We start from the raw sequence: 21,794 nt of genomic DNA, 5'->3' as shown, positions 1-21,794 counted from the left end.
AAAAATAAACCGTCAGATTGCTATGATCATGCCTATTAATCTGCCCGTTCAGGATAGTCGCCTGTCAGACGATGAACTGTTTGCGTTCTGCCAGATGAATCCCAAACTCCGCATCGAACGCGATGCAGACGGGCAGATATACATCAATATGCCCACCGGAATAGAAGGTAGTTTTCGCAATTTCGATATTGGTATGGAGGTCGGTTTATGGAACCGGCAAACAAAGTTAGGCCGAGTCTCCGACTCGAACGGCGGCTACACGTTGCCCGACACGTCGATGCGTGCGCCCGATGTGGCCTGGGTTAGCCACGAACGGTTGGCTACGGTATCGCCTGATGACCTGAAAAAATTCGCCCACGTCTGCCCCGATTTCGTTATCGAGCTGGCGTCTGAATCTGATGATCTGGTGCATTTGAAAAAGAAGATGAGCCAGTATATAAAAAACGGTGTTCGGCTGGGCTGGCTCATTGATCCATTTGGTAAGCAAACGCTTGTTTACCGCCCCGGACAGGAAACGACAACCATGCTATTTGTGGACACACTAACTGGCGAAGATGTCTTGCCCGGTTTTACGTTAAGGCTGAGTGATTTGTTGTAGCCAACAAAATCTCCACGTCTTTGTGATTATATAATCCTTACCTTTGTCCCAGAGTTTTCGGTGCCTGATGCTGCTTCATGGTAGCTTTCACGGCTTAAAAGGGAATCCGGTAAAGGCCGGAGCTGTCCCCGCAACTGTACGTCTTAGTAACATCCGGTTCTTCTGCATGGTCACTGCGCTTCGGTGCGGGAAGGCCCGAACCGGAAAGATAAGCCAGGAGACCTGCCGACGACGATCCGTTGTTTCGGTGTTCGGAGGAAACACCCCAACCGCGTGCTATGTAGCACTTTTTTTACGGTTTGATCGTGATAAAACGAACCCCATACTGGTGGGTTACGCTGTTCGTTGGTGTTGGGGCCATATCCGGCGTCGGCGCACAACCGAACGCATCATTGCCTGATTCGTCCGGCGAATCAGGTGTGCAGTCGCTGTCGGTGGTGACGGTCCGGGCCATCACGCCCGAACGATTTCTGGCGGGGCAAAAACGGCAACTTATTGACTCCACCACGCTGCTTCAGTTTCGGTTTGGCTCGCTCACCGACCTGCTGACGTTTAACACCCCGTTAGCGTTTAAAAACTACGGCCCCGGTCAGTTGGCAACGGTGGCCTTTCGCGGCACGTCGGCCAACCATACGGCGGTACTCTGGAACGGCATCAACATCAATCAGCCCAACCTCGGCCAGTCTGATTTTTCGACATTGCCCGTGGCCGGATTCGACCGGCTGGCGGTGCAGTATGGCTCGTCGGCCAGCGTAGTCGGGTCCGATGCGGTGGGTGGCAGCGTGCTGCTCGGCAGTGGGCCGGTCGATATGAGCGGCCTGCGTGTGACGCTGGGGCAGCAGGTGGCAAGCTTCCGAAACAGTCAGACGCAGCTTGGGCTACGTTACGGCAGTGCGCTGGGCCGGAACTGGCAGGTGTCGGGGAAGTCGTTCGCGTACCGGAGTCAGCTCAACAACGATTATCCCTACCGCGAACGGCGCAACTACTTTGTCGAACAGTCGCAGACGGCGCAGCGCGGGCTGGTGCAGGATTTGTTTTTCCGTCACAAAAGTGGCAACGTACTGTCGGTGAATGCGTGGCTGACGGACAACGACCTCGTGGTGTCGCCCCAGGATACGGTATCGCGTACCCGCACCCGCACACAGGCCACCCGGTTGCTAACGAGTTACGAAACCGACCGGCTCACGCTCCGGCTCGGCTGGCTGCGCGACCGCTTCGATTATGCTGTGGGTAACTTCAATCAGAACGACCGCACCCGTACCGACCGTTTTATTGGCCGCGCCGAACGGGAATTTGCCTTGTGGCCGGGTCGGTCGGCGATGCAGCTAAACCTGCGGCTTGGTGGCGAATGGTCGCACTTTCGGACCTATACCGATGGCTACGGCGGGCAGTTGATTACCGAAAACCGACAGGACTTGTATGCACTGCTGCGGCTGCAAACGGCCCGCTGGCTCGTATCGGCCAACATTCGGCAGGCGTTCGTGACGGGCTTCAACCCGCCCCTGACGCCTTCGTTGGGAGCCGAGTACACGCTGCTGCGCCGGGAAGGTCTGACGCTGACTGCCAAAGGCTCGGTTGGGCGCAGCTACCGCGTACCAACGCTGAACGAACGCTACTGGCAACGGTTGGGCAACCCTAACCTGCGGCCCGAAAATGGCCTGAATGCCGAGGCCGGGCTGGTGGCAACTGTACCACTGTCGGAATACCTCAGACTGACTGCCGATGCTACTGTATACCGCAACCGCGTTGACAACTGGTCGTACTGGAACCCCGATTTTGGCTACCGGGTCGAAAATTTGCAATTGGTGGTGGCACGCGGGGGGGAACTAACGGCTACGCTCATCTACGCCCGCAACGGCTGGCAGATGGGCACACGGGCGGGTTACGCCCTCTCGCGCTCGTCGCAGGAGCGGGCCTACAGCACCTACGCGCAGGATGTAGTTGGCAAACAACTGCCCTACGTGCCGGTGCATATGGCTACGTTCAACACCTGGGCCGGGTACGGCAAAACCCGCCTGACGATACAGACGCAGGCTATGTCGCGGCAGTACACGACGTTCGATGAAAGTCGGTTTTTCAACGCCGTCGTGCTGACCAATGTGCTGCTCGAAAGCCGCCAGACGCTTGGCCCTGTGGCGGTGCGGATACAGGGACAGGTAAATAATCTGTTCGACGCGCTGACGTTTAGCGTGAAACGAAACGCCATGCCGGGGCGAAATCTGGCTGTGAATGTTATTATGGAGTTATGAGATTTTCTGCGTTTAAAAAACAATTACGATAAAGGAGTGAAAAGCCCCGCCCTGAAGGGCGGGGATGAAAACGACAGCCGTAGGCTAAGGTCTGTTAACCGCCATACTGATTAAGTAGCGAATGTAGGCGGAGAAGTTAAGCCCCAGTTTCTGGGCTTCTTTTTCCGCCTGTTCGTGCAGACTCGGAGCCATGCGAACGGGGTAGGATTTGGTCGGTTCTTTTTTCATGCACAAAACTAAAAAATAGTTTGCAAATGAAATACATATTGCGTACATTTGTCTATCCTATTCAGGATAGTTCTTTGTCTTCTCGTTCGATTCACGCACCGTGCGTGATGAGGTTCCAGACCAATCAAGCGGGTCTGGGTAAAACGAACCGCCGAAAACCGATTCAGTTCGGGACAGTATCAACAGCCCAGACAGGGCGACCTCCGAGAGGTGAAAAACTGTACTACCGTGGGACACACGGAAAGTCACGCTTGTCAGCTATGAAAGAGCCATTGGGCGTTCAGGGCAAGAATCCTCCCGCTTTAGCGGGGGGAGTGTCAACAATGCATACATCAACTAAATCAGTACTGGCCATGCTACTGGCCCTTAGTCTGTGGAACTGCACCACCAGCGAACCCGAACCAACACCTTACGAATCAGGCGTTTTCGTGCTGAATACGGGCAACTTCTTAGATAACAACGGCTCCATTTCATTCTTGCCGCGCGACGCAAAAACGGCATCGACCGATATTTTCAATGCCGTAAATAGCCGGACGCTGACAGGCGGAGTGCAGGATTACGCCGAAATCGACGGGAAAGGCGCGATTCTGGTCGATAACAGCACGTCGGGGCAGGACAAAATCGAGATTGTAGAAGCCGGTACGTTCAGGTCGCTCGGCACGATTGGCAGCCCTGACGTAGAAAACCCGCGTTATGTGGTGCAGGCGGGGCGAAACAAAGCGTATGTTACGTGCTGGGGAGCAACGGGCAGCGGGGCCAATTTTTTTGCCAATCCGGGCTATGTGCTGGTGCTGAACATGGCGAGCCGCACCGTTGCCAAACGGATCGCCCTGCCCAAAGGAGCCGAGCGCATCGTAGTCGTGGGCAACGAAGCTTACGTGGGCAATGCCGCCGGAGACCGCACCCTGACCATTATCAATACCGATACCGACGAAATTAAAACGCCAGCCTTAGAAGTGGGCAGCAATACCAATCCACAAGCCGTTGACGCCGACGGAAAACTGTGGGCTTACACGTCGGGAACGAAAGAAATGGTGCGCATTAACACTACAGCTAAGGTGATCGAAAAGCGGTTGCGCGTAGGAGCCGCCAACGCCAGTCGTTCGCCCAGTTCGATTACGTTGAGCCAGGACCGACGCACGTTCTACTACGTCAACTCGTTTTTCGACCCGGCTGATAATTTCCGGCAAAAGGGCGAAACCTACCAGTTCCGTATCGACGCTGCCGAAATACCTGCCGCAACGCCTGTGGTTCGCCGACTATTCACGGGCTTGGGTATCGATCCTCAGACGAATACGCTTTACGCGGGCGTGACGCCGTCGTTCAAGCAGGCCGGGTTTGTGCTGCGTTACCGGCTCAGTGGCTCGACGGCCACGCTGATCGATTCGGTTCGGGCCGAGATTGCCCCGTCGCGGTTTTTCTTCCGGTAATTTTTTAAACACGGAGACGCGGAGGTAACACAGCGTTTGTACTACATGGAATTATCGCTGCCATATTGCTGACGCGAGGGAGACGCAAAGGGTTGCGTCTTTACACTGCGTATTCGCTCTGTGAATTCCGTGAATCCTTTGTGTCTCCGTGTTTGAACCTACTTTTTTTCAAATACGACCGCTACATCTGTCCCTAAATCCTGCGGGCCAATCCAGATGCCACCGGCAAAGTCAGGCAGAGGGCGACTTTTTCCTGTCCAGATGTCGATGACGCGGACGTGGTATGGTTGTTTGGGCGTACTGAGCGTTGGTACGCCCGACTGTACGTAGAGCAGGTACTGCCGGGCGTCGGGGTTGGCGAGGCAGAGGGTGCCGTGGTGCGTAATGGCGTTGTTCGGCACCATTTTCCACCAGTCGAGCGAGGTAACAATGTCGTGCAGAATGGCGTAGTAGTTAAGCATAATCATGCTGTTGTCGCCCCGCCCGTTTATCCAGCCTCCGCCCGTGTCGGGGCCGTTGCCAGTACCCTGATTGGCGCGTTCGCCGGTAGTTTGGTAGCCGCCCGCCATCGTAATCTCCCAGGCCAGCCGGGTGCGACTTTTGGCATCGCGGGCTGGTGCTACCCGCTTGCCCAGCGGCCCGCAGCCCCATTCGGGGTAGTGGTCTTCGTAGCCGTATTCTTCATTAATCTGCGGCTTTATAACGCCCGTTTTCGCTTGCCGGTCGCGGTTTTGCAGCATGGCATAGTATCCCCCGCACTCGTCCCAGTTCTGAAACATGACGAAATCAACCCAGTTGGCCGCCCGGAACGGGAAATCGGCGTTGCCATGAATCGACGTAAGGTGGTCGTAAGGGTCAGCGTCGCGTAGAAATTTGCCCATTGTTTCGGCCCAAGCTTCATTTCGGAAGAGGTGGTACTCGTTCGTAATGTCCCACATCACGTTCGGAAAAGCCGCAAATCGGTTCACGGCATACTGGTAATACCGCTGCTCGTCGGGGCTACCCATGTTGACTTTTTTGAACGGGTCGGAGCCGTGTTCCAGCCCATCGACGTAGAAAATAATGGAGACATTGATGCCTTTATCGCGGGCGTAGGCCAGCATCCGGTCCATGCGTTGCCAGTGCGCTACATTGAAGCGCGTCACGTCGAAGCCGGGCGTATCAAGACTTTCGGGGTCCTGCGCTACCCACGGGTTTAGCTTATAGGTGAAGTTGCGGCTTTCTTTCACCCACGGTTCGGCCCAGCGTTTACCATCGTCCTGCCGCCCGTTTATTACCACGCGCATCCGGTTGATTTTCAGCCGGGCCAGCCGGTCAATGGCCTCGCGGATGGTTTGTTCGTCGCGCCAGCCCATGAGCCAGTAAGCGGTGGTGCTGTTCCAGAAATAATGCTCGCTGGTGCCATCGTACACAAAATGCGCCGGGTGCTGTTTGTCGACGCGAATCATGCCCCGATGCCCGGCGTAGACTGCCGTAAAACTGCCCGCATAGGTAAACGGTCGCTTGTTTACTTCTGCCGAAATAATAAACCGATACGGCCCTGATTTGGTCGGCATAAACCGCAGCCGGTGAAGGCTTCCATCCTGCGCGTCACAGAAACCCTGCACACGCGTGGTGTCGCCCTGTTCGTTGACGAACTTGCCCGAAAACGGTACGTCTGTAAACGGATTGCCCGACCTGAACGGCGGCAGTTTCATTGTGATTTCGGCGTAGCGATTGACCTCAACCCGGTCGGGGCCGAAACTGAACTGAGGACGTTGGGCGAAAAGAAGGGTAGGAGCGAGGAGGAAAAGGAGTAAACGCACGGTATGTACTAAAAATAAACGGTGGTGTAGCAGGAAAAACAGGTGAACAATGTCTTTGTACAAATACTTCATTGTCTATTCGTTAAACTCTTACGTGTTATAATACAACGAATTAGCCATTCTGTTCTACTCATGAAATCCTCCCGTTCTTCTTTTACGAAACGACCTGCGGGCGTAGTTGCCCTTTCGGCGGCTGGCTTGCTGGCGGGCAGTCTGCTCATCGGAGCCTATCAGAACCGCAACCTCAACGCGGCATCGGGTACGTACCTGAACGCACTGTTCGCGCAACTAACCGACGACGACAAGCGCGACCCCAAGTATGCCGTGGGTAGCCTGAACGTAGCACCCGGTCTCGAAGCCACGCTTTTCGCTGCCGAACCGATGCTGACCAACCCCACCAACATCGACGTAGATGCGCGGGGGCGCGTGTGGGTCTGCGAAGCCTACAACTACCGCCCCGCCATCAACGGCAACCCCGTTCGGAAAGAAGGCGACCGCATCGTGATTCTGGAAGATACCAACGGCGATGGCAAAGCCGATGTCAGCAAGGTGTTTTACCAGGACCCCAGCATCGAGTCGCCGTTGGGAATCTGGGTGCAGGGCAATCGCGTTATCGTCTCCGACAGCCCCAACGTGTGGATACTGACCGACGACAATGGCGACGACAAAGCCGACCGGAAAGAGTTGCTATTCACCGGCATCGGGGGCGAACAGCACGACCACGGGATGCATACGTTTGTATTCGGACCCGATGGCAAGTGGTACTTCAACTTCGGCAACTCCGGCGAACAGTTGCTCGACAAAGATCGTAACCCCATCGTTGACGTAGCGAGTGGCAAGGTTATCAACAAAGAAAATTTCAAGCAGGGCATGGTGTTCCGCTGCGACCCCGACGGCAAAAACGTGGAGGTGCTGGGTCATAACTTCCGCAACAACTACGAAGTGGCCGTTGACTCCTACGGCACACTGTGGCAGAGCGACAATGACGACGATGGAAACAAGGGCGTTCGTATCAATTATGTGATGGAATATGGCAACTACGGCTACACCGATGAACTAACCGGTGCAGGCTGGCAAGCCAATCGTACCAACCTCGAAGCCGAAATTCCGAAACGCCACTGGCATCTCAACGACCCTGGCTCGGTGCCAAATCTGCTGCAAACGGGTGCCGGTTCGCCCACGGGCATTATTGTATACGAAGGCAACCTGCTTCCCGAACTGTTCCGAAATCAGGTAATCCACTGCGATGCAGGGCCAAACGTAGTGCGGTCGTACCCGGTGCAGAACGCCGGAGCAGGCTACAAAGCTGAGATTGTGAATGTGCTGGAAGGTGCCCGCGATCAGTGGTTCCGGCCCGCCGACGTATGCGTGGCTCCCGATGGTTCGTTGATTATTGCCGACTGGTACGACCCCGGCGTGGGCGGGCATCAGGCTGGCGACCAGAACCGGGGCCGCGTCTACCGCGTTGCTCCGCCAAATACGGCCTATAAAATGCCAAAAGTCGACGTGTCGAGCGTTGGAGGTGCATTAACGGCCCTGCAAAGCCCGAACATGAACATCCGGTATGCAGGCTGGCAGGCGTTGCGGGGTATGGGCGTGAAAGCTGAAAAGCCCCTCGCCAAGTTCTACAAAAGCAGTGCTGACCCAAGAATGCAGGCCCGTGCCCTGTGGCTCCTGAGCAAGTTAGACAACGGCCAGAAATACGTTGACGCAGCCCTGAAAAGTGCCGATGCCAATCTGCGCATTACGGCCTTACGGGCGGCCCGGCAGTTAGCTCCCCTCCCGCAAGGGGGAGGGGCTGGGGGTGGGGTTACGGCAACGATTGCGGCTGTTAAACAGTTGGTGAACGATGCCGACGCTCAGGTACGCCGGGAGTGCGCCATTGCGCTGCGCCGGAGCACGTCTGCCGAAGCCCCCGGCCTTTGGGCGCAACTGGCGACGAAACACGACGGGCAGGACCGCTGGTATCTGGAAGCCCTCGGCATTGGAGCTGAAGGCAATTGGGACAGCTACTATGCCGCTTATGTGAAACAAAACGACCCGCTGGCGTCTGCCGGTGGTCGCGATATTGTGTGGCGGGCGCGCACGAAAGAATCGGTGCCGATGCTGGCGAAATTAGCGGGCGACAACAGCCAATCGCTTGATCAGCGTTTGCGCTACTTCCGGGCGTTCGATTTTAACCCCGGTGCTACCGAGAAGTCGAACGCGCTGCTGGCAATTCTGCAAGCTAACAGCGGGCAGACGGATGTTACTAAACTGGCCCTGCGCCACCTCGACCCCGGCTTTGTGAAAACCTCGACTGTGGCAACCAGCGCACTCAATAAGCTGATGACGGAGGTTTACGGCACCCGCGAGTACATGGAACTGGTGAGCCGATACGAACCCGCATCAGAAAACGAGCGGCTGCGGAAATTAGCCATCGACAAATACAACGACGGTATGGGCCGCGATGCTGCCCGGCAGTTGCTGAAACAGGGCGGTAGCGCGATGATTTGGGAAACAGTGAACCAACAGTCCGACGCATCGGCAGACACCGACGCAGCCCAGCGGATGCTAACCTCACTCTCACGCGTTGGCAACAAAGAATCGCTCAATATGCTGAAAACGGTAGCTCTCGACGAGAAACGGCCCGTTGCCCTTCGGCGCGAAGCAACCCGCTCGCTGGGTGGTAGCTGGGATGGCGAAGAAATGGTGATTGCACTGTTGAAATCGGGTACGATCACGGGCGATTACAAAGCGGCTGCCGTTCAGGGCGTGAGCGGAGCCTGGCGCAAGAGCATCCGGCAGGAAGCGGCCAGCTACCTCGATGGTGGTTCGACCACAGCCACTAAAAAACTACCGCCCATGCCCGAACTGCTGGCGATGAACGGCGACGCGGCCAAAGGTGTCAATGTGTTTAAAACCAACTGTGGCATATGTCATCAGGTAAACGGCGAAGGCATGGATTTTGGCCCGAAACTCTCGGAAATTGGCTCGAAGCTGCCGAAAGAAGGCCAGTATTTAGCTATTCTGCATCCCGATGCGGGCATCAGTTTCGGTTACGAAGGCTGGGAGGTGAAGTTTAAAGACGGCAGTACGATGTCGGGTATTGTTGCCAGCAAAACCGAAACCGACCTCCAGATGAAGTTTCCCGGTGGCGTGGTGCAGAACTACAAAATGGCCGACGTGGTGTCGATGAAGAAAATGGACAGTTCCATGATGCCATCGGGTTTGCAGGATGCCATGAGTACGCAGGAATTGGTCGATTTGGTGGAGTATCTGGCGAGTTTGAAGAAAAAATAATACGTGCTATGTTTGCCTGAGCCGGTGATACGTCATCCTGGCTCAGGCTTTATCTATACATGGCGCAATCTTACGACAAGATATTCCGGGAAAATATTGAAGATTTAGTGGTGCCGCTGGCCCACAAACTTTTGAATATCACTATTCCCGCACTTGAAGAAATTCCTGATGATTTGCAGGTCACTATTGAACGAAAACCTGACTTTCTGAAGAAAGTACGACATATCGATTCAGTTGAAGACTACATCCTGCATTTTGAGTTTCAAACCGCCGACGACCCTGAAATGGTAGAGCGGATGCTTGAGTACTACAGTTTATTATACCGGAAGTACAAACTACCCGTTCGGCAATACGTGTTTTTCATTGGCGACGGAAAGTCGCAGATGAAGCGGCATATCAATCAGCCGAATCTGACGTTCAGTTATGAGCTGTATAATACGTCAGACGTACACTACCGGTTGTTCCTTTGGTCGGCTGTACCGGAAGAGATTTTGCTCAGTGTATTGGGCGATTTTGACAATGACCCGCCAGAAAAAGTCATTGAAAGGATCGTTGATAAACTACGTATGGTAGAAACCAGACCCCGGCGTTTGGCACGTTACATTAAGCAACTCGAAGTGTTATCAAAACTGCGTAATTTGCAGGCAATGACCATTAATATTACCGAAAAAATGGCACTGACATACGATTTAGAAACCGATATCCGCTACCGGCAAGGCTTGGAGAAAGGCGAACGCAAAGGTTTGGAGCGAGGCATTGAACAAGGCATTGAACAAGGCATCGAGCAGGGTATTGAACAAGGTATCGAGCAGGGTATTGAACAAGGTGTAACCGAAGCCAAACAGACGATTGTCCGGCAATTACTGAAACAGGGGATTCTGACAGTTGAACAGATTGCCGAAGCCGCCGACGTGTCGATTGAGCAGGTGAAAACTCTGTCGAACGAGTGAATTAGCAAGTAGTTACCTAAACCTACGTATACATGCAACGACGCAATTTCGTAAAATCGTCCCTCGGCGCAGCCGGAACAGTTCTGTCGGGGGGGCAATGGCCGAAAACTGGCATTCGCAGCCTAACTTTCTGGCTAAAAATAACTTCAAACTGGCCTATGCTCCGCACATCGGCATGTTCGAGAACAGTGCCGGTAAAGACCCTATCGACCAGATTAAGTTCATGGCCGACACGGGTTTTACGGCTCTCGAAGACAATGGCATGATGGGCCGCGACGTGGCTTTGCAAGAGAAAATGGGCAACGAACTGGCCCGGCTTGGCATGAAAATGGGCGTGTTTGTTGTAGACAAGGGTGGTAATGGGCAGAATACGCTCGCGGCTGGCAAGAAAGAACACATCGACATTTTCCTGAATGGCTGCAAACGCGCCGTTGATACGGCCAAACGCTGCAACGCCAAATGGATGACCGTGGTGCCCGGCGATTTTCAGCGCAACCTGCCCATTGGTATTCAAACCGGCCACGTGATTGACGCCCTACGCCGGGGTGCCGAGATTCTCGAACCGAACGGCCTCGTGATGGTACTCGAACCGCTTAGCGACACGCCCGACCTTTTCCTGCGTACCTCCGATCAGACCTACGAAATCTGCCGGGCGGTAAACAGCCCCGCCTGTAAAATTCTGTTCGACGTGTACCACATGCAGAAAAATGAAGGGCACATCATTCCGCACATCAACTGGTGCTGGAACGAAATTGGCTACTTTCAGATTGGCGATAACCCCGGTCGGAAAGAACCAACAACGGGTGAGATTAATTATAAGAATATTTTCAAGCACGTGTACCACAAGGCCAAAGCCGAAAACAAAGAATTCATCTGGGGCATGGAACATGGCAACGCAATGCCCGGCAAAGAAGGCGAGATGGCCCTCATCAAAGCTTACGTAGAGTCGGATAGTTTTACGGTGTAAGAGCCTTACCTAACAAGCAAGTCCCGTCTGGCAGCGGGGCTTTTTTTATGCCCGAATCTGTCCAGTCGTGGACGTAAATCGTCCGAAATCGGACAGGAATGAACGGATATGAAATAGTAATATATTGACAGTCAGGGTTTTAATAAGGTGGCATAACTCTTGGTCAAAAGAACTGAGAAATGTAGTTTTCGCAAAGTCGTTCTCTTAGTTTTTTGCTTTTTCGTAATATGGATCGCGCCTTACCCAAACGCTTCTGGACTACACAACGCCTTGCCCTGTTTGGGGGCGGTGCGCTGCTGACGGGCCTGCTGGTGTACACTTTATTTTTTGCTGACCGTCGCTCGAAACTAAACGTGGAGCGCGATAAGATTACGGTTTCAGCGGTTTCGACCGGGCCGTTTGAAGATTTTATTGCCGTAACGGGCGTGGTGCAGCCGCTGAAAACCATCCGGCTCGATGCCATCGAAGGCGGCTACGTCACCCAGAAATTGGTTGAAGGCGGTACGCGGGTCGAGAGAGGGCAGGTGCTGCTGAAGCTCGAAAATCAGAACCTTAAACTTAGCTTCCTGCAATCGGAAACCGAAGCCAACCGGCTCGTCAATGATCTGCAAAACACCCGACAACGGCTCCGGGTCGAACGCTATACCCTGCGCCGGACACTGGCCGACCTCGACGCGCAGATCGAACAGGCCAAGGACTCCTACGACCGGCAGGCTAAGCTCATCAAAGACAAGGTCGTCTCGGAAGAAGATTACCTCCGCGCCAAACGCGCTTACGAACGATTGGTAGAACAGCGGAAAATTGAAGCCGAATCGCAGAAATACCAGGAAGAAAACGCCAAACTCCAGATTCAGCAACTCGAAGGAACGCTCCAGCGCACCCAGCGCAACGTAGCCCTATGGCAACAAACGCTCGAAAATCTCGTCGTGAAAGCACCCGTTTCGGGCCAACTGTCGAGCATCGACGTGGAGGTGGGCAGCAACATCAACCGAGGGCAGAACATCGGGCAGATTGACGATCTGAATGGCTTCAAAATGCGCGTTGGCGTTGATGAACACTACATCAGCCGGGTGTTTGCCGGGCTGAACGGCTCGTTCGAGTTCAACGGTAAAACCTACGCACTTACTATCAGCCGGGTGTATCCCGAAGTGCGCAGCGGGCGGTTTGAGGTCGACATGATTTTCCCGAACGGTGCCCCCGAAGGCATCAAGCGCGGACAATCGTCGCCCATACAGTTGGAGTTGGGCAAGGCCGCCAAAGCCACGCTGCTGCCCGTTGGTGGCTTCTTCTCCGATACGGGCGGCAACTGGGTGTATGTGGTCGATAAATCGGGTCAGCGGGCCGTGAAGCGGGCCATTACCCTGGGCCGGAAAAACCCCGAATATTACGAAGTACTCGATGGCCTGCGTCCTGGTGATCAGGTGATTACGAGTTCGTATGAGAATTTCGGGGAGAATGAGGTTTTAGAGTTTTAAAAAGTTATGACACAGAGATACACGGAGTTTTTATTTTCCTCCGTGCATCTTCTTTGTCTCTGTGCATCTCTGTGTCCCAAAAAGTAACAAAAAGCGGTCTCCAAAAAAACATGATACAGACCATTAACCTGCAAAAGCTCTTCGCCACGGAAGAGGTCGAGACCACCGCCCTGAACGGCATTTCGATGGAAGTCAAAGACGGCGAGTTCGTCGCTATTATGGGGCCGAGTGGCTGCGGCAAATCGACGTTGCTCAACATTCTGGGCCTGTTAGACAACCCCAGCGATGGCGAGTACAACTTCTACGGCACAGCGGTAGCCCGGATGAGCGAACGACAACGGGCGCAACTCCGCAAAGGAAGCATTGGGTTCGTGTTTCAGAGCTTTAATCTGATTGACGAACTGACTGTTTATGAGAACGTTGAGCTACCATTGCTGTATCTGAAAACCCCTGCCGACGAGCGCAAACGACGCGTAGAAGTGGCCCTGGAGCGCATGGCAATTATGCACCGGCGCAATCACTTCCCGCAGCAGCTTTCGGGCGGGCAGCAGCAGCGCACGGCTATTGCGCGGGCCGTTGTTGCCAAACCCAAACTGATTCTGGCCGACGAACCGACTGGTAACTTAGACTCGAAAAACGGGGAAGAAGTGATGAAGCTACTCGGCGAACTGAACGACGAAGGTACGACCATCATCATGGTAACGCACTCGCCCTACGACGCCGGTTTCGCCCACCGGATTGTAAATCTATTTGATGGAAAAGTGGTGACGGAGAATTTTCACGTGTGAATCATCTGAACCGGGATTAGCCAGGATTATCAGGATTATCACAAGATTCTACGCTGCGCTTACTTGCTGCTTCGTGGCGTTACTAATTCTGTTTAATCTTGACAACCCTGGCCAATCCTGCCGGGCCAGCGTTCTGGTTCAAAGGAATTGATTCAAATCCAGATTCAGCACTTCGGAGAACGATGATTCGGTGGTCTGACCGCCGTCGCCCAGCCGATAGCGAAGCCAGTGTTGGGTTTTGTAATTATACACGAAGCCCTCCCGGATGCCGTAGATGCCCTCATCGATAAGTTGAATGACTTTTCGCAAATCGCCTGTTTGGCCGGTCGTTTTGCAGATTTCAATGATGACAAGCGTCTCGTCGGTTTCCGGGTCGCGTAAAAGTACATCAGGAACCTGGCTGACTTTCGCTTCATCGAGCATGGTTTCAGGAAGCGGCTCCAGCCGGATTCGCTTCTCGCGGTAATACAGTACGCCCAGTCCCATTGTCAGAAGGGAAATAATACGCTGATGGTCTACCGGTGCCCAAACGCCAAAATCTTCGTGAACAAGCGGGGAGGGAGATACAGTAGGGAAATACATAATGCGTTGCCGTTTCCAACAAAACTAACTAAAAAGAACATGCTCCGGAATTACCTCAAAATTGCTTGGCGGAATCTGTGGATAAACCGCGTTTTCAGCAGCGTCAACATTATTGGGCTAAGCCTGGGGCTGGCGGCTGTGTTGTTTATCCTGCTCTTTGTGCGGGATGAAATCTCATATGATAAGTTCCACGAACATGGAGACCGGCTCTACCGGGTAGTCCGGCATACGACCGATGCTGACGTTGGTGAACGTAAAAACGGTATCACAGGGATGCCGCAAGGTCCAACGTTCGCCCGCGAGATACCGGAGGTTGAAGCCTTCTGTCGGGTAAAAGGCTACGAAATGCTGTTTCGCAAAGGCAACGAAGGAATCTATCAGCAGGTAGTATACGCCGATACATCGTTTTTTCGCCTATTCAGTTTTAAACTGCTGGCTGGGGATGCCAATACACTACTAAATGACCCCCGGAGCGTGGTGCTGACCGACGAAATAGCGACCAAATACTTCGGTACGACTGACATATTGGGCAAACTTATAAAAATTGATGCGGGAGGTAATTTTGAGTCTTACAAAATAACGGGCGTAGTGAAAACGCCCCCTATCAATTCAAGTATTCGATTTGATGCGCTGCGTCCGTTTATAGCGTCGTTGCCACCTGACCGAAAAGACTGGAACGAAAACGTTTGGCTAAATAGCTTCTTAAATACGTTTTTGCTCCTGCGGTCAGACCGGGCCGGCATACCGGCTGACCCGGCAGTCGTTGAGCGAAAGTTTGTGGCCGTTGTGAACATCCACGCCCGGCACGAACTGGCCGATATTAATAAGGAGTACGGCCCCTACAAACTCAGCTACCACCTGCAACCCTACGAGGCTATGCACCTCAACCCCGAATACGGTATGAACAACGGGCTGATGTCCGGGTCGTCGTCGGTCTATTCGTACATTCTAAGTGCGATTGCTGGGTTCATCCTGTTGTTGGCAGGCATCAATTTCGTGAATCTGACGCTGGCCCGGTCCTTGCGTCGGGGAAAAGAAATTGGTGTCAGAAAAGTCATTGGCAGCACCCGCGCTCAACTTGTGGGGCAGTTTCTTAGCGAGTCGTTGCTGCTGACGGTGCTGGCGTTTGTGCCAGCGATGTTACTGGTTTGGGGGTTATTGCCTCACTTTTCAGAGCTGGCTAATAAGCAGTTACAGGTACGTTTCCTCTTCACGCCCCAGACTGTAGGGTTGTTTTTAGCCCTTATTTTATTGGTGGCACTTCTGACGGGCTTGTATCCGGCGTTGGTGCTGTCGGGGTTCAGCCCGGTACAAACGCTGTATCAACGGTTTAGGCTGAGTGGCACTGGGCTACTCACCGGACGCAACTGGCTGGGCAAGTCGCTGGTGGTGGTGCAGTTTACCATCGCTGTGTTTCTGCTCATTGGCACGGCGGTTTTGCATGGGCAGTTTCAATATATCCGAACGGCCAACATCGGCTACGAAACGGCTAATCGAGTGCGGGTCTATATTCCTTGGGGCCGTGAACGCCGGGGCGAGTTGTTGCAGGCTACCCTGAGAAATCAGCCGGGTATTCAGATTGTAACGCGCAAAGCAGGAGGTAGTAATTTCAATACCTACAAGGTGAATGATAAGCCCATCCTCTCAGCCATAGAACGCATTGACGATCAGTACTTATCGTTTCTGGACGTGCCTGTGGTGCAGGGCCGCGCTCTGACTTACACCAATCCACTCGATTCAGTATCGAATATTCTGGTCAATGAAACGTTTGCCAAAAAATTTCTGAATACTAATCAGCCTGCCGTTGGGCAAATCGTGGATCAGGACGGTGGAGCCAAAACGCGCTACACTGTTGTTGGTGTTGTGCGTGATTATCAGTACGGCACCCTGCGCGATAAACTTGAACCCGTGCTGTGGCAACTTGGTAAGCCTGACCGAATGAACCAGCTCTATGCCAAACTTGATCCGGCCCAGACGCAGCAAGCCCTTCTGACTATCGAACAGAATTTTAAGAGGCTGATTCCTTTTCAGCCGTTTTCGGTTCATTTCATGGAAGACGACCGCCTGGAAAATTACACGGATGATGCCCGATGGACACAAATCATCACGTATTCGTCACTGCTGGCTATTCTAATTTCGGCTCTGGGCTTGTTTGGGTTAGTGTCTTTGACCGTCGAGACCCGCACTAAAGAGATCGGAATCCGTAAAGTATTGGGGGCCAGTATCGCAGAAATCACCCGGTTGATATCGGTAAATTTCCTGATGTTGGTTGGAGCAGCCTGCCTGATTGCTATGCCCGTTGGCTGGTATGTAGCCCGGCAGTGGCTTGATACGTTTGTGTTCAGGATGGAGTTTGACTGGTGGATTTTTGCGCTGACAGGGGCCTTTATGCTGATTGTTGCGGGGTTTACCATCGCGATTCAGGCAGTCCGGGCCGCCCTGATGAACCCGGTGAAGTCGCTACGGAGTGAATAAGGCAATCCTGTTTAATCGTATCAATCTTATAAATCCTGGTTCAGATGCTTCGCTCATACGTTAAAATCGCCCTCCGCAACCTGACCCGAAACAAGGTCTATTCGGCCATTAACATCGGTGGGCTGGCAATTGGTATGGCGACCTGTCTGCTTATCAGCCTGTTCGTAATCGACGAACTGAGCTACGACCGCTTCCACACCAACGCCGACCGAATTTACCGGGTGGTGCTGCGCGGGTCGCTCAATGGTGAATCTATTCGCGAAGCCAACGTAATGGCTCCTGTGGGGCCTACGCTGCAAACGACATTCCCGGAGGTGCAGGCAACAGTGCGGTTACGCAGCGTCGGCTCCCCCCGCCTGACTCACGGGAAAAAAAGCTTTCGGGAAGATAAATTCGCTTACGCCGACTCAACGCTGTTTCGGGTGTTTACGCTGCCGCTGCTACAAGGCGACCCGCGCACGGCCCTGACGCGCCCCAATACGGTGGTGCTGACAACCAGAACCGCCCAACGCTTTTTCGGCAATGACGACCCGATGGGTAAGGTATTGACGATGGATAACGGAAAAATGGCCTTCACCGTGACCGGAGTGATGGAAAACATACCCGCTAATTCCCACTTCCACATTGGCGTTTTTGCGTCAATGACCAGCCTGCCGGAAGCCAATAACACCAACTGGCTTCAGTCCAGCTTCTTCACGTACCTGCTGCTACCCGACGGCTACGATGCTCGCCAATTAGAAGCCAAACTGCGCCCGGTTATCGAAACGTATATGCTGCCGCCGTTGGAGAAGGTATTGGGTGTGAACCGGGCAGAACTGAACCGGAAAGGAGACCTCAGCCTGTATCTCCAGCCACTGACCGACATTCACCTCCACTCCGACCTCAAGCCCGAAACAGATTTCGAGTCGGGGGGCGACATCCGCTACGTTTATCTGTTCGGGGCTATTGCGTTCTTTATGTTGCTGCTGGCGTGCATCAATTTCATGAACCTCAGCACGGCTGGGGCATCTAAACGGGCCAAAGAAGTGGGCGTTCGGAAGGTGCTCGGGTCGGCGCGGGGAACGCTTATGAGACAGTTTTTAAGCGAGTCGGCTTTGTTTACGGTGCTGTCGCTGGTGTTTTCCATCGGCTTAGTGGTAATCGCGTTACCGCTGTTTAATTCTCTTTCGGGCAAAACGCTGAGTCTGAATCTTCTGCTCACACCTTCCATTCTATTTGGATTGGTGGTTTTTAGTGTGGTCGTCAGCCTGATTGCGGGTAGCTACCCGGCGTTTTACCTGTCGTCCTTTCAGCCCATTGCCGTGCTGAAAGGACTGCGGGTTCAATCGGGGCGGGGCATGCTGCGGAGTGGACTGGTTGTGTTTCAGTTTCTGGTATCTATCAGCCTGATTATCGGAACGACGGTGGTGTACCGGCAATTGAGCTACATCCAAAGCCTCAGACTTGGCTACGATAAAGAGCAGGTGCTGGTACTCGAAGGTTCAGGAGTTTTGGGGCCAAACGAAGAGACTTTCCGGCAGCGACTGACGCAGGACAGCCGGATTATAAACGCCAGCGTTTCCAACTTTTTACCAGACGACCTCCACAACACAGGCATGATTGCCATGCAGCCCGACCGCAGCGATGCCCAAATGATTCGCATGGCTTACTTCGGCATCGACCGGCATTACATTCCAACGCTCGGTATGAAGATACTGGCGGGCCGTAACTTCTCGGCGAATTTCCCCTCCGACTCGTCTGGTGTCATTATCAACGAAACAGCCGCCCGTCACTTCGGCTGGACCGACAACCCGCTGGGCCACACCCTGACGAACCCGGCCATGCCGCAGAATGACAGGTTGGCCCGAACGTTCCGGGTCATTGGTGTTGTGAAGGATTTTCACTACCGGTCACTGCACGAACGGATTGCTCCGGCGGTGATGGTGCTAAGCGATAATGCGGGGGCAATTATCCTGAAAACCCGAACCGACGACATGGCGGGTTTGCTGGCATCGCTGAAGCAGCAATGGACTGCGTTCAAAACCGAAGAACCGTTCAAATACGCATTTTTAGACCAGAGCTACGAAGCCATGTACCGGGCCGAACAGCGTACCAGCCACATCCTGACCGTTTTTGCCGTACTGACAATTTTCATCGCCTGTCTGGGGCTATTCGGTCTGGCTACGTTCACCGCCGAGCAGCGCACCAAAGAAATTGCCGTTCGGAAAGTGCTGGGCGCATCGGTAGGAAGCCTTGTGACGCTGCTCTCGCAGGACTTTTTGAAATTGGTACTGATCGCCATTGTCATTGCCAGCCCGGTAGCGTGGTATGCCATGAGCCGCTGGCTTGACAACTTCGCTTACAAAACGGCTATTCAGTGGTGGGTGTTTGTGGCATCGGGCGCGGGTGCATTGCTGATTACACTGCTAACAGTCAGCTTCCAGAGCATCAAAGCCGCGCTGATGAACCCGGTGAAGTCGCTACGGAGCGAATAAACAACAACCATCATGTTCAGAAATTATCTCAAAATCGCCCTCCGTACTCTCCGTAAGCAGCGGGGGCTAACGTTCATCAACATCTTCGGGCTGGCACTCGGCATGGCCTGCTGCCTGCTCATCATGCTCTACGTAGCCGACGAGCTAAGCTACGACCGGTTCCATACCAAAGCCGACCGCACCTACCGGCTCAGCCTCGACGTAAAGTTTACGGGTATCGATGGGCAAATGGCCACAGTCTCCGACCCTCTCGGGCCTACGTTAAAACAAGACTATCCGCAGGTAGAGCAGTTTACGCGCCTACACCCACGGGGTAACTGGCAGGTGAAACGGGCCGGTACGACCATGAACATCCGCGAACAGAACATTCTCTTTGCCGACTCTACGGTGTTCGATGTCTTTACGCTGCCGCTCATAGCTGGCGACCCCAGACGCGCCCTCAACCGAGCCAATACGCTGGTTATCAGTGAAACAGCCGCCCGCCGACACTTTGGCAACGCCGATCCGATGGGCAAGACGCTTACCTTAGACAACCGAATGACGTTTACCATCACCGGCGTCATGCGCGACATCCCGCCCAACAGCCATGTCAAGGCCGATTTTCTGGCTACGATGCTCAACGACGAATACAACTGGGGGCAATGGCTGGCCAACAACCACTACACCTACATCGTGCTGAAAGAGGGTACCGATCCGGCTACCTTCGCCAAAAACCTCGACGTAGTAACGGAAAAGTACGTGGGGCCACAATTGCTTGGTGCCATGGGCATTTCACTGGTCAGGTTCCGTCAGGCTGGCAATCGGTTTCGGAACATCATGATGCCTATTACCGACATCCACCTGCGCTCCAAACATCAGGGCGAACTCACGCCCCCCGGCGATATTCAGTACGTGTACATCTTCTCGGCGGTGGCTCTGTTCATTCTGTTCATCGCCTGCATCAACTTCATGAATCTGGCTACGGCTCGCTCGGCTGGGCGGGCGCGGGAAGTAGGCGTTCGGAAAGTGCTGGGGTCGGAGCGCGGGCAGTTGATGGGGCAATTTATGGCCGAGTCGATGCTGACTACCATCCTGGCAATGGGACTGGCCCTGATACTGGTGGGGATGAGCTTGCCTTTGTTCAACAACCTGGCCGCCAAGCAAATCGACCTGAATCAGCTTCTTCGACCGCAATGGCTGGCTATACTGGCATTTTTCCCGTTGCTGGTAGGCTTGCTGGCGGGCGTTTATCCGGCCTTCTTCCTGTCGGGCTTCCGGCCCATTCAGGTGCTAAAAGGCAAAATGATTAACCCAGTTAGAGGACGTGGGCAATTGGGTGACTTAAGTCTGCGGAGTGGACTGGTGGTGTTTCAGTTTATGATGTCGGTGATCCTGATCGTGGGTACGTTGGTGATTTACCGGCAGATCACCTACATCCAGAATAAAAATCTCGGCTTCCGGCGCGATCAGGTGCTGATTATCAACGATACGTATGTGCTGGGCAAAAGCACCGACGCCTTCCGGCAGGAGGTTCTGCGGCTACCGGGCGTTGTGAGCGGCTCGGTATCGAGCTTCCTGCCTGTTCCCTCAAACCGCAGCAATACGCTTTTCTTTCCCGAAGGCCAGGTCGATCAGAGCAAAGGCGTCAGTATACAAAACTGGAACGTAGACCATGAGTACATAAAAACGATGGGTATGCAGATGGTGGTCGGACGCGACTTCGCCCGTTCGTTTGGCTCCGATTCGTCGGCTATCCTTCTCAACGAAACAGCCGCCAAAATCTTTGGTGGCGTCAAGAACGTACTGGGCAAACGTATCGTCAAGTTCAACGATCCGTCACTGAAAAACTTCCGCCGATACACGGTAATCGGGGTCGTGAAAAATTTTCATTACGAATCGTTACGCAAGGAAATTGGCGCACTGTGTCTGGAGCTAACCCCCGACCATAACGCGACTACCTTCCGGCTCCGCAATGCCGACGTTCCGAAACTGGTGGGCCTGATCGAATCCAAATGGAAGCAGATGGCTCCCGGCCAGCCGTTCAACTACAATTTCATGGACGAAAGTTTCGACCAGACCTACCGCGCCGAGCAACGCATTGGTACGCTGGCCCTGACGTTTGCGGTGCTGGCTATCCTGATTGCCTGCTTAGGTCTGTTTGGTCTCGCTACGTTCACCGCCGAGCAACGTACTAAAGAAATCGGCATCCGTAAAGTGCTGGGTGCCAGCGTAGCCAGCATCGTTACGTTGCTCTCGAAAGACTTTCTGAAACTCGTATTGGTGGCAATTGTCATTGCGTCGCCCGTCGCCTGGTACGCCATGCATCGCTGGCTGGCCGACTTTGCCTATCGCATCGAGATCGAGTGGTGGGTGTTTGCGCTGGCCGGTATGCTGGCGGTGGGCATTGCGTTGCTAACGGTGAGTTTCCAGAGCATCAAAGCCGCCGTGGCAAACCCTGTGAAGAGTTTGCGGAGCGAATAGCCAATCTGGTTTAATCTTGTCAATCCTGGTT

14 protein-coding genes and 1 riboswitch are annotated in these 21,794 nt (G+C 53.9%); of the genes, 11 read left to right on the top strand and 3 right to left on the bottom strand.

Going from position 1 to position 21,794, the window contains the following annotated elements:
• The first annotated feature begins 22 nt into the window (after positions 1-22).
• Both AWR27_RS18405 and AWR27_RS18400 read left to right on the top strand, forming a co-directional pair.
• On the top strand, positions 23-598 hold the full coding sequence (locus AWR27_RS18405; protein WP_077132546.1) for a Uma2 family endonuclease: 576 nt from the start codon (positions 23-25) through the stop codon (positions 596-598).
• Between the two features lie 41 nt (positions 599-639).
• A riboswitch (cobalamin riboswitch) is annotated at positions 640-842 on the top strand.
• 61 nt (positions 843-903) lie between these two features.
• Positions 904-2,847: a TonB-dependent receptor plug domain-containing protein gene (locus AWR27_RS18400; protein ID WP_232325869.1), complete on the top strand. Its 1,944-nt coding sequence runs from the start codon at positions 904-906 to the stop codon at positions 2,845-2,847.
• An 84-nt stretch (positions 2,848-2,931) separates the two neighbouring features.
• On the opposite strand, the gene AWR27_RS25380 is transcribed toward AWR27_RS18400, so the two are convergent.
• Entirely contained in the window at positions 2,932-3,075 is a 144-nt protein-coding gene (locus AWR27_RS25380; RefSeq protein WP_157579265.1) for a hypothetical protein, read from the bottom strand.
• Between the two features lie 323 nt (positions 3,076-3,398).
• On the opposite strand from AWR27_RS25380, the gene AWR27_RS18395 reads away from it, so the two are divergent.
• Positions 3,399-4,505: a DUF5074 domain-containing protein gene (locus AWR27_RS18395; RefSeq protein WP_077132544.1), complete on the top strand. Its 1,107-nt coding sequence runs from the start codon at positions 3,399-3,401 to the stop codon at positions 4,503-4,505.
• Between the two features lie 158 nt (positions 4,506-4,663).
• On the opposite strand, the gene AWR27_RS18390 is transcribed toward AWR27_RS18395, so the two are convergent.
• Positions 4,664-6,382, bottom strand: a complete 1,719-nt coding sequence (locus AWR27_RS18390; protein ID WP_077132543.1) for a DUF5060 domain-containing protein — start codon at positions 6,380-6,382, stop codon at positions 4,664-4,666.
• Positions 6,383-6,442: 60 nt separating this feature from the next.
• Here AWR27_RS18390 and AWR27_RS18385 point away from each other — a divergent pair, with 60 nt between their 5' ends.
• From AWR27_RS18385 to AWR27_RS18365, 5 genes are all read left to right on the top strand, one after another.
• Positions 6,443-9,592 carry a PVC-type heme-binding CxxCH protein gene (locus AWR27_RS18385; protein WP_077132542.1) on the top strand — a complete coding sequence of 1,050 codons (3,150 nt, stop codon included), beginning with the start codon at positions 6,443-6,445 and terminating at the stop codon, positions 9,590-9,592.
• Between the two features lie 59 nt (positions 9,593-9,651).
• Positions 9,652-10,542 carry an RpnC/YadD family protein gene (locus tag AWR27_RS18380; RefSeq protein WP_077132541.1) on the top strand — a complete coding sequence of 297 codons (891 nt, stop codon included), beginning with the start codon at positions 9,652-9,654 and terminating at the stop codon, positions 10,540-10,542.
• 97 nt (positions 10,543-10,639) lie between these two features.
• Positions 10,640-11,509 carry a hydroxypyruvate isomerase family protein gene (locus tag AWR27_RS18375; RefSeq protein WP_157579264.1) on the top strand — a complete coding sequence of 290 codons (870 nt, stop codon included), beginning with the start codon at positions 10,640-10,642 and terminating at the stop codon, positions 11,507-11,509.
• Between the two features lie 227 nt (positions 11,510-11,736).
• Entirely contained in the window at positions 11,737-12,984 is a 1,248-nt protein-coding gene (locus AWR27_RS18370; RefSeq protein ID WP_077132540.1) for an efflux RND transporter periplasmic adaptor subunit, read from the top strand.
• A gap of 110 nt (positions 12,985-13,094) precedes the next feature.
• Positions 13,095-13,772, top strand: coding sequence for an ABC transporter ATP-binding protein (locus AWR27_RS18365; protein WP_077132539.1), 678 nt, complete (start codon positions 13,095-13,097; stop codon positions 13,770-13,772).
• Between the two features lie 138 nt (positions 13,773-13,910).
• On the opposite strand, the gene AWR27_RS18360 is transcribed toward AWR27_RS18365, so the two are convergent.
• A complete protein-coding gene (locus AWR27_RS18360; protein WP_077132538.1) occupies positions 13,911-14,354 on the bottom strand; it encodes a PDDEXK family nuclease in 444 nt (147 codons plus the stop codon).
• Between the two features lie 39 nt (positions 14,355-14,393).
• On the opposite strand from AWR27_RS18360, the gene AWR27_RS18355 reads away from it, so the two are divergent.
• From AWR27_RS18355 to AWR27_RS18345, 3 genes are read left to right on the top strand one after another with little or no spacing between them, the layout of a single operon-like run.
• On the top strand, positions 14,394-16,829 hold the full coding sequence (locus tag AWR27_RS18355) for an ABC transporter permease (RefSeq protein WP_077132537.1): 2,436 nt from the start codon (positions 14,394-14,396) through the stop codon (positions 16,827-16,829).
• Positions 16,830-16,873: 44 nt separating this feature from the next.
• Entirely contained in the window at positions 16,874-19,303 is a 2,430-nt protein-coding gene (locus AWR27_RS18350; protein WP_077132536.1) for an ABC transporter permease, read from the top strand.
• A gap of 12 nt (positions 19,304-19,315) precedes the next feature.
• Positions 19,316-21,763: an ABC transporter permease gene (locus AWR27_RS18345; RefSeq protein WP_077132535.1), complete on the top strand. Its 2,448-nt coding sequence runs from the start codon at positions 19,316-19,318 to the stop codon at positions 21,761-21,763.
• The last annotated feature ends 31 nt before the right edge of the window (positions 21,764-21,794 follow it).

It is taken from the genome of Spirosoma montaniterrae (assembly GCF_001988955.1).
Classification (GTDB): domain Bacteria; phylum Bacteroidota; class Bacteroidia; order Cytophagales; family Spirosomataceae; genus Spirosoma; species Spirosoma montaniterrae.
This window is presented reverse-complemented; position numbering and strand designations above follow the sequence as displayed.

Coding starts and splice junctions, on each gene's coding strand:
- AWR27_RS18405 (WP_077132546.1), top strand. CDS start 23: ATGATCATGCCTATTAATCTGCCCGTTCAGGATAGTCGCCTGTCAGAC.
- AWR27_RS18395 (WP_077132544.1), top strand. CDS start 3,399: ATGCATACATCAACTAAATCAGTACTGGCCATGCTACTGGCCCTTAGT.
- AWR27_RS25380 (WP_157579265.1), bottom strand. CDS start 3,075: ATGAAAAAAGAACCGACCAAATCCTACCCCGTTCGCATGGCTCCGAGT.
- AWR27_RS18365 (WP_077132539.1), top strand. CDS start 13,095: ATGATACAGACCATTAACCTGCAAAAGCTCTTCGCCACGGAAGAGGTC.
- AWR27_RS18375 (WP_157579264.1), top strand. CDS start 10,640: ATGGCCGAAAACTGGCATTCGCAGCCTAACTTTCTGGCTAAAAATAAC.
- AWR27_RS18390 (WP_077132543.1), bottom strand. CDS start 6,382: ATGAAGTATTTGTACAAAGACATTGTTCACCTGTTTTTCCTGCTACAC.
- AWR27_RS18380 (WP_077132541.1), top strand. CDS start 9,652: ATGGCGCAATCTTACGACAAGATATTCCGGGAAAATATTGAAGATTTA.
- AWR27_RS18350 (WP_077132536.1), top strand. CDS start 16,874: ATGCTTCGCTCATACGTTAAAATCGCCCTCCGCAACCTGACCCGAAAC.
- AWR27_RS18370 (WP_077132540.1), top strand. CDS start 11,737: ATGGATCGCGCCTTACCCAAACGCTTCTGGACTACACAACGCCTTGCC.
- AWR27_RS18360 (WP_077132538.1), bottom strand. CDS start 14,354: ATGTATTTCCCTACTGTATCTCCCTCCCCGCTTGTTCACGAAGATTTT.
- AWR27_RS18345 (WP_077132535.1), top strand. CDS start 19,316: ATGTTCAGAAATTATCTCAAAATCGCCCTCCGTACTCTCCGTAAGCAG.
- AWR27_RS18355 (WP_077132537.1), top strand. CDS start 14,394: ATGCTCCGGAATTACCTCAAAATTGCTTGGCGGAATCTGTGGATAAAC.
- AWR27_RS18385 (WP_077132542.1), top strand. CDS start 6,443: ATGAAATCCTCCCGTTCTTCTTTTACGAAACGACCTGCGGGCGTAGTT.